General features: G+C 62.6%; 11 protein-coding genes. 1 reads left to right on the top strand and 10 read right to left on the bottom strand.

Annotated elements, in window-relative coordinates; genetic code table 11:
• Positions 1 to 6: 6 nt before the first annotated feature.
• The 3 genes from HH213_RS29205 to HH213_RS29215 form a co-directional block, all read right to left on the bottom strand.
• The gene (locus HH213_RS29205; protein WP_169114715.1) at positions 7 to 2715 is read right to left on the bottom strand and encodes a TonB-dependent receptor domain-containing protein; all 2709 of its coding nucleotides are present in this window, start codon (positions 2713 to 2715) and stop codon (positions 7 to 9) included.
• Between the two features lie 28 nt (positions 2716 to 2743).
• Entirely contained in the window at positions 2744 to 3898 is a 1155-nt protein-coding gene (locus HH213_RS29210) for an alginate lyase family protein (RefSeq protein ID WP_169114716.1), read from the bottom strand.
• A gap of 133 nt (positions 3899 to 4031) precedes the next feature.
• Complete coding sequence (locus tag HH213_RS29215) at positions 4032 to 4577, bottom strand: TetR/AcrR family transcriptional regulator (RefSeq protein WP_110849353.1); 546 nt, start codon at positions 4575 to 4577, stop codon at positions 4032 to 4034.
• A gap of 123 nt (positions 4578 to 4700) precedes the next feature.
• On the opposite strand from HH213_RS29215, the gene HH213_RS29220 reads away from it, so the two are divergent.
• A complete protein-coding gene (locus tag HH213_RS29220) occupies positions 4701 to 5282 on the top strand; it encodes a hypothetical protein (RefSeq protein WP_169114717.1) in 582 nt (193 codons plus the stop codon).
• On the opposite strand, the gene HH213_RS29225 is transcribed toward HH213_RS29220, so the two are convergent.
• From HH213_RS29225 to HH213_RS29250, 7 genes are all read right to left on the bottom strand, one after another.
• On the bottom strand, positions 5279 to 5755 hold the full coding sequence (locus tag HH213_RS29225; RefSeq protein WP_174864476.1) for a VOC family protein: 477 nt from the start codon (positions 5753 to 5755) through the stop codon (positions 5279 to 5281). The two genes, HH213_RS29220 and HH213_RS29225, sit on opposite strands and share 4 nt — an antisense overlap.
• Before the next feature lie 86 nt (positions 5756 to 5841).
• Positions 5842 to 6702: a glycoside hydrolase family 3 C-terminal domain-containing protein gene (locus HH213_RS30495; protein ID WP_217363477.1), complete on the bottom strand. Its 861-nt coding sequence runs from the start codon at positions 6700 to 6702 to the stop codon at positions 5842 to 5844.
• Positions 6663 to 8219, bottom strand: coding sequence for a glycoside hydrolase family 3 protein (locus HH213_RS29230; protein WP_217363478.1), 1557 nt, complete (start codon positions 8217 to 8219; stop codon positions 6663 to 6665). Before HH213_RS29230 ends, HH213_RS30495 begins: the two co-directional genes overlap by 40 nt.
• A 27-nt stretch (positions 8220 to 8246) precedes the next feature.
• The gene (locus HH213_RS29235; RefSeq protein ID WP_169114719.1) at positions 8247 to 9386 is read right to left on the bottom strand and encodes a sugar ABC transporter permease; all 1140 of its coding nucleotides are present in this window, start codon (positions 9384 to 9386) and stop codon (positions 8247 to 8249) included.
• 12 nt (positions 9387 to 9398) lie between these two features.
• On the bottom strand, positions 9399 to 10925 hold the full coding sequence (gene xylG / locus HH213_RS29240; protein ID WP_110849348.1) for a D-xylose ABC transporter ATP-binding protein: 1527 nt from the start codon (positions 10923 to 10925) through the stop codon (positions 9399 to 9401).
• 9 nt (positions 10926 to 10934) lie between these two features.
• Positions 10935 to 11939: a D-xylose ABC transporter substrate-binding protein gene (gene xylF, locus HH213_RS29245; protein ID WP_110849347.1), complete on the bottom strand. Its 1005-nt coding sequence runs from the start codon at positions 11937 to 11939 to the stop codon at positions 10935 to 10937.
• Between the two features lie 134 nt (positions 11940 to 12073).
• Positions 12074 to 13849 carry an IlvD/Edd family dehydratase gene (locus tag HH213_RS29250; RefSeq protein WP_169114720.1) on the bottom strand — a complete coding sequence of 592 codons (1776 nt, stop codon included), beginning with the start codon at positions 13847 to 13849 and terminating at the stop codon, positions 12074 to 12076.
• Position 13850: the final 1 nt, after the last annotated feature.

Genomic DNA, 13850 nt, shown 5'->3' on the forward strand with positions numbered 1-13850 from the left:
CTCGCATCAGAAGTTGAACGTCGCGCGCGCGCGGTAGGTACGGCCGACCGGGCTGGCTTCGCCACTGGAGTAGCCTTCGCCACGGTAGTTGGCGGCCGGCGGATCGCGGTCGAACAGGTTGTTGACGCCGACCATCAAGCTCCACTGCTTGTAACCGTTGTACTGCACCGACCAGTTGTAGACCGTGTACTGGTCGATCACGTGGTACGCCGTGCCGCTGTTGCGGTCCTCAAAGCTCTGCTTGTATTGCTGGTTGAGGGTCGAGGTCCAGTTGCCGTTGGCGCTGATCCATTTCGCCGAGGCGCCATACTTCCAGCGGAAGTTCATGACGTTGGCATCCAGCGGGCCAAATTTATTGACGCTGGAAATCCATGCGCCATTGCGGTCGACCTGGGTTTCAAACTCGTGCACGTAGGTGCCATCCAGCTGGACACCAAACTGGCCCCATCGCGTTTTAGGGAAGTTGTAGGTGGTGGTCAGGTCGATGCCGTCCGTGCGCACGCCGCCCATATTGGTCAGGCGGTCGTCGATGTACAGCAGATTGCCCTTGGGGTCGCGCACAAACAGGTTGGCATAGGCGGGATTCTGGAACAGCGTCGGCTGCGTCAGCTGGCCGATCGAGTCACGCAACTGGACGCGGAAGTAGTCCAGCGATACCAGCAGCGAGCGGGTCGGCGTAAATACCACGCCAAGGTTGAAGGTCTTGGAACGCTCCGGCCCCACCTGCGGATTGGCGCCGGTGTTGATCGGCTGACGCGCATTGCAGACGGTGCTCGGGTTGTAGCCCGGCAAAGCCGTGCCGCCGGTGGTAGCGCCCGGCGAGCCGCCCGGACACAGCACCGGATCGTTATACGTGGTGCTGGTGATGCCGGTCGGGCCATCGGTGGCGCCGAAGTAGCGCTCGGCCAGCGTCGGCGCGCGGAAGCCGGTGCCGGCCGAACCGCGCAGCATGACCCACTCCGCCGGCTTGTAACGGAAGCTGGCTTTCGGATTGGTGGTGGCGCCGAAGTCGCTGTAGCGGTCGGTGCGCACGGCCAGGTCGACGTCCAGCGCCTTGGTGATCGGGAAGTCGAGCTCGGCATAGACCGCCGCCACGTTGCGCGAGGCGCTCTGGTTGGTCGCTGCGGTATTGCCGGTCTGGCCGCCGGACAGCGCCACCGTGGCCGGAATCGAGTTATACGAGAAGTCGTGATACACGCTGCCGCCGACCGCCAGCGAGACCGCGCCCCCGGGCAGCGTCATCAGCTCGCGGCTGCCGCTCAGGTCGACGCCGTTCATGCGCGTCAGGCCGGCGTTGGCGGTCTGGCCGTTGGTGGAGATGCTGCTCAGGTAATCCTTGCCATCCTGGTCTTGCAGGCCGAACGGATTCAGCTGGCCATTGGCGACGCCAGCCAGCAAATCGTAGCTGTTGACGAAGCCGGAACGGAAGCTGGTACGGGTGCTGTACAGCGCGGACCAGAAGCTGGCCTTGTAATCCCAGGCGCCCAGGTGCCCTTCGTCGTCCACCGTCAGGCGGGTGGTTTCCGTTTTGTAGTCCAGCACGGTCGGGCCGAGGTCGCCGTACAGCGACCAGGCCAGCGTCAGCTTCTGGTTGGTAATGCCGGGCATGGCCGGGACGATGCCCTTGCCCGGATAATATTTGCTGTTCGGGCCGATGGTCAGCGCCGGAAAGTTAGCGATTGACGGGTTGATGCCGAAGGTCGGATTTTTCACCGGACGGTTGTAGATCGACGAATACAGCAGCGAGGCCGACAGCTTGTGATCCTCGCCCAGCATCAGCGTCCCCTTGGTGAACAGCGAGGCTTCCTGGCTTTCCTTGGTCAGCGCCAGGCTGTTGGCGGTGTAGCTGGCCGTGCAGGTATTGTTCAGGCCGGGACTGGAATACGGCGCCAGGCAGCCGCTCGCGTAGTAGGGATTGCCGCCGATGGTGATATTGCCGACCTTGGTCGAGCCGTCCGCCAGCGTGACGTTGGCCGGTATCGCATTGCCGCCCTTGGTCAGCTTGGGCGGCGGGAAGCCGGCGCTGGCCAGGCGCGCGTCCGAGGTGATATTCGGCCGCGCCGATTGCGGCAGCGCATTCTGGTTATTGATGTCGCCGGTAACGTAGACGTTCCAGCCGTCGGTGCTCAGGTTGCCCTTGCCGGCGATGAAGCTCAAGCCGGTCGATTCGCCGCCGCCACTCTTGCTCGGCGCACTGCCCTTCAGCGTCAGCGAAGCGCCGGTGTAGGATTTTTTGGTGACGAAGTTGATCACGCCGCCAATCGCGTCACTGCCGTAGATGGACGAGGCGCCATCGCGCAGCACCTCGGTGCGGTCGAGCGCGCTGACCGGAATGCTGTTCGGATTGATCGGCACGTCGTTCAAGCGTTTGCCGTCCAACAGCACCAGCGTGCGCGAGGTGCCGATGCCGCGCATATTGGCGCTGTTGCCGACGCCGGAGGTGGTGTTCGGCACGTAATCGGAGGCGGTCGACATCGACATCAGGATATCGTCGATGGTCACCATGCCCTGCGCCAGCCAGTCTTCCGCCTTGACCACGGTGACCGGCAAGGCCTGGTCGGCCACCGCGCGCTTGATGCTGGAACCGGTAATTTCCACTTTTTGCATGGTGTCATCCTGCTGAGCCTGGGCGACAGCGGACATGCTTAACAATGCCAGCGCGACTGCGGCCGGCAAGCGGCGTGGCAGCATGAGGTGGGTAGTCTTGTGATTCAAGTTTGTCTCCATTTTTATAGTTCGGGAATTACCAAAGTACGGGTTGGCGGATGAAGAAATTGCGAATGACTTCTTCCACCGTCGAATCGGCGGGCAAGCTGGCCCACAAGGCCAGGTAGTCCGGTTTGCCGAGCGCGCGGCCGGCAAACAACAAGCTGGTCTGGCGCATCGGCCATTCCTTGTCATACATGACGTCCGGCGGCAACGGCCACTTGCCTTTGTCGCGGATGTAGGGCGCCATCCAGGCGACGGCCTTGGCCATGCTCCTGCCGTCCGGCGTGGCGTAGGTCCACAAGTTATCCTGGGGCGTCGACAGGATCTGGCACAGCGCGGCGAGTGCTTCCAGGTCGAACAGCGCGTAACCGTAAGGCTTGGTGCGTTTCAGCTCCAGCGGCAGGCTGCCGTCGGCGGCCAGCTGGGTCGGCAACAGCACCGTCTTGAAACGTTCGCGGGCATACGCCAGCAGTTGCTGGTCGCCGGTCAGATGGGCGAAGGCGGCGACTTGCAGCAGCCAGCACGAACCATGGTTGTTTTTGGCGTCGCGCTCTTCCTGGCCGTTCTTGCTGGTGGTGAGCCACCGAAGATAGTCGGTGAACCAGCGCTTGATTTGCCCTTGTTCTTCGGCGGACAAGACGTCGCTGGTTTGCAGCACCTCGATGGCGCGCGCCACTTCGACCAGGTGCACGGTATCGATGATACCGATCCCTCGGCCGGTGGTCTTGCCGGAAATCGCCTGCGCATACTGCAGATTAGGATTGAGCCGCGTGGCAGGATCGATAAACCAGGCGCGCAAGTGAGCTGCGGCGTGCTGCGCATAGCGACGCTCGCCCGAGATCTTCCACGCCGCCACCAGGGCAGGCACTTGCACCGAGAACCCTACCAGCGCACGCCGGTGGGCGACGAAGTTGTCGGGATTGGTCAGACCGTCACGCTGGATATACGGGCCACCCGGATGCGCTGGATCGGGCCACCAATAGTCGCCTTCCGAGTAAAAGTCGTGCAGCCCGCCGCTGCTGCGCGAACTGGAAAAGGCGGTAATCGTCACCGGCGCTTGCGCCAAGGCGGCGTCTGCGGCTTGCAGGATGCGCTGTCGGTCCAGCGTGGCGATATCAGGCGGCTGTGCTTGCGCGGCGCAGGCCAGACTTGCCAGTGCTAACAAAATACCAAGCAATTTGTGAAACATGTTTCCGCCTGCGTGAAATCGTTTAACTCTATTATCAAGAGCTATTTTCGATGTTTTTCTATATTTTAGTAAAACGTTTAACTTAGTATATAGAAAAACGGCAGGCGGCGTCAACTCGCTTAATCCGAGGTTGCTATCTTTTAAGGAGGGTCTGCACCAGCGCGTTAGTTCCGGCCGACAACGCTGCCACTGCCGCCGCTTCCTGCATAGCAGGCCGGCCGGCGATCCACGCCTCGATCAACGCCAGCTGCATCTCGGCGATCTGGCGGGCGATAACTTCTGGTGGGATCAGCGGCGTCGCCAATGGCACGGCACGCAGCCGGTCGCCAATCAACTGCGCCAGCGCGGAGGCCAGCACCGGCCGGGTCGGCCACCCCAGCAGCACGCGCGCCACCTGCTGGTTTTCGCGGAAATGCAGCAGCAGATCGCGCAGCGCATCGCCGCCTTGCGGATGGTCCACCAGATCCGCCAGCGTCGTGAACGGGCCTTGAATGCTCTCGCGCAGCAAATCATCCATGGTCCGGTAATGCTCATAGAACGTGGAGCGGCCGACGTTGGCCCGGTCCGCCACAGCGCCAACCGTCAACGCTTCATAGCCCTGCCCCAGCACCAGCGCGCGGAAGGCGGCGTGCAATGCGGCGCGGGTTCTGGTCTGCCGCCTGTCGGGTGCCACCGTCATATGGTCTCCTGATGGACATTAGCGCCCTTTTGTCTGCTAACGGACTTCGGGCGCCAACACGCCGCCAACTGCGGCGCTGCCGCTGATATTAATGTCACTCCCAACACCATGTAAAGGAACAGCATGAAATTGTTATCGCGCGTAGCCGCCCTCACCATTGTTGTCGTGGTCCTGCTTATCACGCTGGCCTTGTTTCACCATCCCGTCGCCACCACGAATGTCGAGCTGGCGCAGCAGGCCGGCAAGGACAATCTGATACACGGCATCCTGATCGTACTGCTATCGGTGCTGGCGAGCACCCTGGCGGTATTGAGTGAAAAGCTGAACGAGCGCTCCGGCGCGCTGTATGTCTATCGCCTCGGCTGCGTGCTGCTTGGCGTGGCGATGCTGCTGGATGGGTTTGTCCTGCCGCAGCTGGCAGATGCCATTGCGGTGCTGCACCCGATTGGTGTGATGATCCAGGTATTCAGCAAGGCAGGCTTTATCGCACAAAGCGCAGCCATATTGCTGTGGTCGTGCACCGCGTGGCCGCGCGTGCGCTGGTTCACGGCGATAGGCGCCCTGGCCGGCATCGTGCCGGCGGCATGGATACTATTCGGCGACCTGCTGCTGACACCACGCAGTCTGATCGCGCTATTCGCCCTCTACGCCGCCTGGTATCTGTCGGCGGCGTGGATGCTGTACCGAGTTAAGGCACTCAGCTAACCGCGCACGGCGGCTTCGATCTGGGCAACGTCGATTTTCTTCATCGTCATCATGGACTGGAAGGCGCGTTGCGCCACCGCGCCGCCTTGCATCATGGCGTCGGTCAGCACGCGTGGCGTGATCTGCCACGACAGGCCCCACTTGTCCTTGCACCAGCCGCACGCGCTTTCGGCGCCGCCGTTGCCGACGATCGCGTTCCAGTACCGGTCGGTCTCGGCCTGGTCGTCGGTGGCAATCTGGAATGAGAAGGCTTCGCTGTGCTGGAAGACAGGCCCGCCATTGAGGCCGATGCACGGCGTGCCGCAGACGGTGAATTCAACCGTCAGCACCTGCCCTGCACTGCCGCCGGGGAAATCGGATGGCGCGCGGTGCACGGCGCCCACTACACTATCGGGAAAGGTACGCGCATAGAAGTTTGCGGCTTCTTCCGCGTCCTGGTCGTACCACAGGCAGATCGTATTTTTCGCTACCATCATGTCTCTCCTCTGTTCGCCACCCGGGCAGCCGATGCTGCCGGAGCGACGATTTTACAGAATTAAGCTTGCGGTCAGCGCACCACTCAACCCACCATCAGCTTGACCGATTTCAGGTTGGCGCTGTCCGGACCGGCGTGGATGGTGAAGCTGCCCGGCTCCACCACGCGCTGCATCTCGGTGTTGTAGAACCACAGGTCGGACGGCTTAATGTCGAAACTCAGCGTGCGCTTTTCGCCCGGTTGCAGCGTCACGCGCTTGAACGCCTTCAGTTCCAGCACCGGCCGCGTGACCGAGCTGACGTCGTCGCGGATGTAGATCTGCACCACTTCGTCGCCGGCACGCTTGCCGGTGTTGGTGACGTCGACTTCCACCTTGGTCGAGTCGCTGACGCCGATATTCGCCTTGGTCAGGCGCGGCTCGGAAATCGCAAACGTGGTGTAGCTCAGGCCAAAGCCGAACGGATACAGCGGCTTGGTCGAACCATCGATGTAGCCACGGCGCGCCGACGGCTTGTGGTTATAGAAGATCGGCAGCTGGCCGACGCTACGCGCAATCGACACCGGCAGCTTGCCACCGGGGTTGGCACGGCCGAACAGCAGGTCGGCCGCAGCATAGCCGGTCTCCTGGCCCATGTACCAGCCTTCGATGATAGCGTCGGCCTTTTCCGCCAGCAGGTTGATCGACAGCGGACGGCCGTTCAGCAGGAACACCACGGTCGGTTTGCCCAGCGCGAAAATGGCGCGCGCCAGATCGTTCTGCTGGCCCAGCAGGTCCAGGCTTTCGCGGTCACCCAGGTGATTGTCGGCCCATGCCTCGCGGCTTGTCTGCTCGTTGTCGCCCAGGACCATGACGATGGTGTCGGCCGATTTGGCGGCTTCCACTGCGGCGGCGATCAACTTCGCATTCACTTCCGGCGGCGTGAACTTGATCTCGTCCGCCCCCACACACGGCTTTCGGTAATGCGCACGCCTTCGGAGTACGCCAGCGAGAAGCCCTGTGCCTTGGCTTCCGCCTGCAGGCCATCGTAAATCGATACGATGTGGCGCGGATGGTCGGAATAGCCACCAATCGGCGTGTCCTTGGCGTGGGTGCCGATCAGCAGCAGCTTGCCGACCTTCTTGCCGTCGAGCGGCAGCACACCTTTATCGTTCTTCAGCAGCACCGGCGTGCGCGTCGCAGCGAGGCGCGCCAGCGCAACGGCATCCGGGGCGGCGGTCAGGCCATCGGCCGCCTTGGCGTCCACGTATGGCTGCTCGAACAGGCCGGCCTGGAATTTCAGCGTCAGGATGCGGCGCACGACAACGTCGATCTCCGCTTCCGATACCCGCTTTTCCTTTACCAGCTCGCCCAGCGTTTTGTACGCCAGGCCATCCGGCGTTTCCACGTCCACGCCAGCCTTGATGGCGCGCAGCGCGGCTTCCTTCGGCGTCGCCGCCAGCTTGTGGCGCGTAATCAGTTCATTGATGCCGAAATAATCCGACACTGTGATGCCCTTGAAGCCCCACTCGTCGCGCAGCACCTTATGCAGCAGCCAGTTGTTAGCGTGCGACGGCACGCCGCCGATTTCGTTATACGACGGCATGACGCAGCCGACATTGGTTTCCTTGATGGCCTTCTCGAACGGCGGGAAGAACTCCTCGCGCAGCGTGCGTTCGCTGACTTCCGCCGGGCCGATATTGGTGCCGCTCTCCGGCTGGCCGTGGCCGGTCATGTGCTTCAGCGTGACCAGTACTTTGTCTTTGGCCAGCTTGGGATCGGTGCCGGCGAAGCCGATGATGGCCGCCTTGCCGATTTCGCCGCACACGTACGGATCTTCGCCATAGGTTTCCTCGATGCGTCCCCAGCGCGGTTCGCGCGCCACGTCCACCACCGGGGCCAGCGCCAGGTTGGCGCCGCGTGCGCGCATCTCGCGCGCCGCCACGCTGAAAATCTTCGTGGTCAGGTCGGTATCGAATGACGACGCAATGCCGATCGCCTGCGGGAACGAGGTCGCATCGCGCGCCACGTAACCGTGCAGCGCCTCTTCATGCATGAACAACGGGATGCCGAGGCGGGTCTGCTCGACCGCCCACTTCTGCACCGCATTGGTGTAGGTCGCCGTTTCCAGCGCATTGCGGTTGGCGGTGGCGCCGGTGTCGCCTGCACCGGCGGCCTGGCCCAGCTGGCGGTCCGACGGGCGGCCGATCATGCCCAGGCCATGCGGCCACGCCTTCTGCGCCTTCGCCGCCGAGAACTCGCCCTTGGCGTCCTGGATCTCGGTCTTGGCTTGCCAGGTGCACTGCATCTGCGCGATCTTCTCTTCCAGCGTCATGCGGCCCAGCAGGTCATCGACCCGCTTCTCGACCGGCAGCGCCGCGTCCTTGTACGGCGACGACGCGGCGGCCAGCGCCATCTGCGGCAGCACGGAAAGGCCGGCCATGCCGGTGACGGAAGTCAGGAACTGCCTACGGTTGTTGCTCATGCATTGTCTCCTTTGGTTTTTATAGTTTTACCGCTTACCTGCACGGGTGCTCACATCCACCCAGACCGCCAGCGTCAAAATTGCGCCTTTGACGATCATCTGCCAATACGTATCCACGTCCAGCATCGACATGCCGTTATCCAGCGACGCCATCACCAGCGCGCCAATCAGCGCGCCATGCACGGTGCCGGAGCCGCCGCGCATCGAGGTGCCGCCGATGAAGCAGGCCGCGATCGCATCCAGCTCGCCCGAAGTGCCGGCAGACGGCGAACCGGCCGCCAGGCGCGCCGTGTTGACGATGCCGGCCAGTGCACACATCAAGCCCATGATGCCGAAGATCCAGAGCTTGATCGACTTGACGTTGATACCCGACAGGCGCGTCGCCTCCATGTTGGAGCCGACCGAGTACACGCGGCGGCCGAACACCGTCTGGGTGGTCACGTAGCTGAAGATGCCCAGCAGCGCCAGAAGCAGCAGCACCGGCAGCGGAATGCCTTCGTAGGAATTGAAAGTGATGACGAACGCCGCCAGCACCACGCCCAGAATCGCCAGCTTGGCGGCGTCGCGCCACACCGGCGCCACTTCCAGCGCATGCTTTGCCTTGCTGCTGCGCTGTTGCAGGATCAGGTAGACGGCCACCACGAACAGCAGCACACCCAGTGCGATGCCCAGCGTCGGCGACAGGTAGGCCTGACCGATGTAGACCATGTCGTCGGACACCGGCGCGATGGTGGTGCCGCCGGTCACGCCCAGCACGATGCCGCGATACGCCAGCATGCCGCCCAGGCCGACGATGAAGGATGGGATGCCCAGGTATGCCGTCAGGTAGCCGTTGAACAGGCCAATCAGCAGGCCGACCACCAGCACCGCGGCCAGCGTGGCAGGCAGCGGCAGATGGTGCGTCACATCCAGCACCGCCGCGATGCCGCCCAACAGGCCAAGCAGCGAACCGACCGACAGGTCGATCTCGCCGGCAATGATCACCAGCGACATGCCGCAGGCGACGATGCCGGTAATCGCCATCTGGCGCATCAGGTTGGACAGGTTGCGTGGCGTGAGGAAGCCGCCCTCGGTATGATAGCTGAAGAAGGCCCAGATCAGCGCGACCGCGATGAGCAGGGCCAGCATCTTGTACTGCGTGAACAGCTGTTTCAAATTACTTTTCATTGGTAGTCCTCATCAATGCGCTTGGTCCAGCGCCGCTGCCAGCACGGTTTCCTGGCTCAGATTATCGTTGACGAAATCGCCGCGTAAATGGCCTTCGCCGATCACCAGCACGCGGTCGGATGTGCCCAGCACCTCGGCCAGTTCCGACGACACCATGATGATCGACACGCCCTGCTTGGCCAGGTCGAACATCAGCTGGTAAATCTCGAACTTGGCGCCGACGTCGACGCCACGCGTCGGTTCGTCGAGGATCAGGATCTTCGGCTTGGTGAGCAGCATTTTGGACAGCACGGCCTTCTGCTGGTTGCCGCCCGACAGACCGGTAATCGGCAGGAACGGGCTGGAAGTCTTCAGCTTGACGCTCTTGATCTCCTTGCGGATGGTCGCCAGCTCGGCTTCCTGATCGATGCGGGTGGCGCGCGCGAAGTCACCCAGCACCGCCAGCGTCATGTTGTGACCGACGCCGAGGTCCGGCACGATGCCGTGATGCTTGCGGTCTTCCGGCACCATGGCCAGGCCGTTGCGGATCGCCTTGACCGGCGTGCTGGTGTCCAGCTTCTGGCCATTCAGCCAGACTTCCGCTTCGCTCTGTCCCGGATAGGCACCGAAGATGGCCGACACCAGTTCCGTGCGGCCGGCGCCTACCAGGCCGGCGATGCCGAGAATCTCGCCCTTGCGCAGCTTGAAGGAGATGTTGTCGACGCGCTTGCGTTCCGGGTTATCCGGGTCGTAGCAGGTGACGTTGCGGGCCTCAAAAATGACCTCACCCGGTGTATGTTCGCGCTGCGGATATAGCTGCGTCATCTCGCGGCCCACCATTTGGGCGATGATGCGGTCGATATTCATCTCCGACATCGGCGTGGTGGCGATATGCTGGCCATCGCGGATGGTGACGATGGTGTCGCAGATATCCGCTACTTCATCCAGCTTGTGCGAGATGTACACGCAGGTGACGCCCTTCGCCTTGAGCGAATGGATGATCGTCAGCAGCACCTTGATCTCCGACGCCGTCAGCGACGACGATGGCTCGTCAAGAATCAGCAAGCGCGCATTCTTGTTGAGCGCCTTGGCGATCTCGATCAGCTGCTGGTGGCCGCCACCGTACTGCTTCACCGGCAGCACCACGTTGACGTCATTGATGTTCAGTTCTTTGAGCAGCTCCTCGGCGCGGCGGTTCATGGCCGCATAGTCCATGCGGCCGCCCGGCAGCGTGATCTCGTTACCGAGGAAGATGTTCTCCGCCACCGACAGCTCCGGCACCAGCATCAGTTCCTGATGGATGATGACAATGCCTGCCGCCTCGGTCTCGCGTATGGACTGGGCCCGCAAAGGCTGGCCATCCCATATGATCTCGCCGTCCCAGGTGCCATGCGGGTAAACGGCGGACAGCACTTTCATTAACGTCGACTTGCCGGCGCCGTTCTCGCCGCACAAGCCAGCGCATTCACCGGCCTTGAGCTTGATGTCGATGCCATTCAACGCGCGCACACCACCAAACTCCTTGACGATGCCGCGCATTTCCAGAAGATATTCGGCCATGCTGATTCCTTAGTTTGCGGTCAGCTGGGCCTTGGTGTAGAAGCCGTCGTCGGCCAGCACATTGACATTGGCCTTGGTCAGCGCCACTGGCGCCAGCAGCATCGTGCTGACGTTTTTGAAGCCGTTGTTGTAGGACGAGTTGAAGGCCGGCGCCTCGTTGCGCACCAGCTTCACCGACAGGCGCGCCGCTTCAGTGGCGATCACCTTCAGGGGTTTGTAGACGGTCATGGCCTGGGTACCGGCGATGACGCGCTTGACGGCCGCCAGATCGGCATCCTGACCGGACACCGGCACCTTGCCGGCCAGCTTTTGCGCAGCCAGCGCCTGGATCGCGCCGCCGGCGGTGGCGTCGTTGGACGCGACCACTGCATCGATCTTGTTGCCGTTGGCGGTCAGCGCGTTTTCCACGATGGCCAGCGCTTCGGAGGCGCTCCAGTCCTTGGTCCACTGCTTGCCGACCACCTTGATGTCGCCCTTGTCGATCAGCGGTTGCAGCACTTTCAACTGGCCTTCGCGCAGGATCTTGGCGTTGTTGTCGGTCGGCGCGCCGCCCAGCAGGTAGTAATTGCCTTTTGGCTTGATCGCCACCAGCGTGCTGGCTTGCAGTTCGCCGACCTTCGCGTTGTCGAAGGAGATGTAGGCGTCGATATCGGCGTTGAGGATCAGGCGGTCGTACGACACCACCTTGATCTTGGCCTTCTTCGCTTCGCGCACGGCGTTGTTCAGTACCGTGGCGTTGTAGGGAACGATGACCAGCACGTCCACGCCGCGCGAGATCAGGTTCTCGATCTGCGCGATCTGGCGCTGCTCGCTGGCGTCGGCCGACTGCACGTAGACCTTGGCGCCCAGCTTCTCCGCTTCGGCGGTGAAGTAGTCGCGGTCACGCGCCCAGCGTTCCAGCCGCAGGTCGTCGATGGAAAAACCGATCTTTGGGTTCTTGGCGTCGGCCATGGCCGCGCCGCCGCTCAGCGCCATCATCGCGCCGATAACTGCGCTCAATACAATCTTCTTCATTTTTGTCTCCGTAAATTAGATTCTTTTACCCGTCACTCCGGCGTACGCCGGAATCCATGCCGAGCTTGCATCGCATCTCGCGTTCTATGGACCGCAGCGGCGGACCGTCCGCCTTCGCCGGAATGACGTTGCTGTTAATGGTTGTGCCGCGCCAGCGTTTGTCCCACTCCCCGGTATTCGAGCGCCAGCTCCATGCAGGCGCCGGTTTCCATCTGGCCGACGGTGGCGCGGTACAGCTGCTGCCACGGCGTCTGGCTGGCCGGTACCGGCGGAATGCCTTCGGCCTTGCGCCTGGCCAGTTCCTCGTCGCTGATCAGCATATTGCAGCTGCCTTCGTTCAGGTCCACGCGCACGGTGTCGCCGGTGCGGATGTAGGCCAGGCCGCCGCCTACCGCGCTTTCCGGCGACGCGTTCAGGATCGACGGGCTATCCGAGGTACCGGACTGACGGCCATCGCCCAGCGTCGGCAGCCAGTTGATGCCGCGCTTGATCAGCGCATCCGGCGGTTGCATGTTGACGACTTCCGCCGAACCAGGCCAGCCAATCGGTCCGGCGCCGCGAATCACCAAGATGCAGTTCTCGTCGATATTCAGCGCCGGATCGTTGATGCGGTCGTGGTAATCGCCCGAACCGTCAAACACGATGGCGCGCGATTCGAAGATGTTTTCCTTGCCCGGCGCGCTCAGGTAGCGCTGGCGGAATTCCGGCGAAATCACGCTGGTCTTCATGATGGCGAAATCGAATAGATTGCCCTTCAGGACAAAGAAGCCGGCATCTTCCTTCAGCGGCGCATTAAACGGGTAGATCACTTCGCGGTCGTTGGTCTCGCGGCCGACCAGGTTTTCCGCCATGGTCTTGCCGGTGACGGTGAAGCGGTTGGAGCGCAGCTTGCCCTGCTGTTCCAGTTCCCACATCACGGCCGGCACACCGCCGGCGCGGTGGAAACGCTCGCCGAGGAATTTGCCGGATGGCTGCATGTTCAGCAGCAGCGGCACCTTGTGGCCGTATTCCATCCAGTCGCTGGACTTCAGCTCCACGCCCGCGTGGCGCGCCATGGCGACGATGTGCTGCTGGGCGTTGGTGGAACCGCCGATGGCGGCGTTGACCACGATCGCATCCAGGAAAGCGTCACGGTTCAAGACCTGCGATGGACGGATGTCCTGCTTGGCCATCTCCACAATGCGCTTACCGGTTTCGTAGGCCATCTGGCCACGTTCGCGGTAAGGCGCGGGAATCGCCGAGCAGCCGGTCAGCGACATGCCCAGTGCTTCCGCAATCGCGTTCATGGTCGATGCGGTGCCCATGGTGTTGCAGTGACCTGCCGACGGCGCTGAGGCGGCGGCGATTTCCAGGAACTTCTCGTTGTCGATTTTACCGGCGGCCAGCTGCTTGCGGCCTTTCCAGATCGCCGAGCCGGAGCCCACCAGTTCACCATCCAGCCAGCCGTCCAGCATTGGACCGCCGGACAGCACGATAGCTGGAATGTCGACCGTGGCGGCAGCCATCAGCTGCGACGGCGTGGTCTTGTCGCAGCCGGTGGTCAGCACCACGGCGTCGATCGGATAGCCGTGCAGGATCTCGACCAGGCCCATATACGCCAGGTTGCGGTCAATCGCGGCGGTCGGGCGGCGGCAGTTTTCAAAGATCGGATGCAGCGGGAATTCCATCGCAATGCCGCCCGCATCGCGGATGCCGTCGCGCACGCGCTTGGCCAGTTCCAGGTGAATGCGGTTGCACGGGCTGATGTCGCTGCCCGATTGTGCGATGCCGATGATCGGGCGGCCGGAACGCAGTTCCTCCGGCGTGATCCCGTAGTTCATAAAGCGCTCAAGATACAGCGCGGTCATATCGATGTGGTCCGGATTATCGAACCAGTCCTGCGAGCGGTAGCGACGCGATTGGGTGCTCATA

Source organism: Duganella dendranthematis (assembly GCF_012849375.1).
Lineage (GTDB): Bacteria > Pseudomonadota > Gammaproteobacteria > Burkholderiales > Burkholderiaceae_D > Rugamonas > Rugamonas dendranthematis.

Coding starts and splice junctions, on each gene's coding strand:
- HH213_RS29220 (WP_169114717.1), top strand. CDS start 4,701: ATGAAATTGTTATCGCGCGTAGCCGCCCTCACCATTGTTGTCGTGGTC.
- xylG (WP_110849348.1), bottom strand. CDS start 10,925: ATGGCCGAATATCTTCTGGAAATGCGCGGCATCGTCAAGGAGTTTGGT.
- HH213_RS29210 (WP_169114716.1), bottom strand. CDS start 3,898: ATGTTTCACAAATTGCTTGGTATTTTGTTAGCACTGGCAAGTCTGGCC.
- HH213_RS29215 (WP_110849353.1), bottom strand. CDS start 4,577: ATGACGGTGGCACCCGACAGGCGGCAGACCAGAACCCGCGCCGCATTG.
- HH213_RS29230 (WP_217363478.1), bottom strand. CDS start 8,219: ATGAGCAACAACCGTAGGCAGTTCCTGACTTCCGTCACCGGCATGGCC.
- HH213_RS29225 (WP_174864476.1), bottom strand. CDS start 5,755: ATGGTAGCGAAAAATACGATCTGCCTGTGGTACGACCAGGACGCGGAA.
- HH213_RS29250 (WP_169114720.1), bottom strand. CDS start 13,849: ATGAGCACCCAATCGCGTCGCTACCGCTCGCAGGACTGGTTCGATAAT.
- xylF (WP_110849347.1), bottom strand. CDS start 11,939: ATGAAGAAGATTGTATTGAGCGCAGTTATCGGCGCGATGATGGCGCTG.
- HH213_RS29235 (WP_169114719.1), bottom strand. CDS start 9,386: ATGAAAAGTAATTTGAAACAGCTGTTCACGCAGTACAAGATGCTGGCC.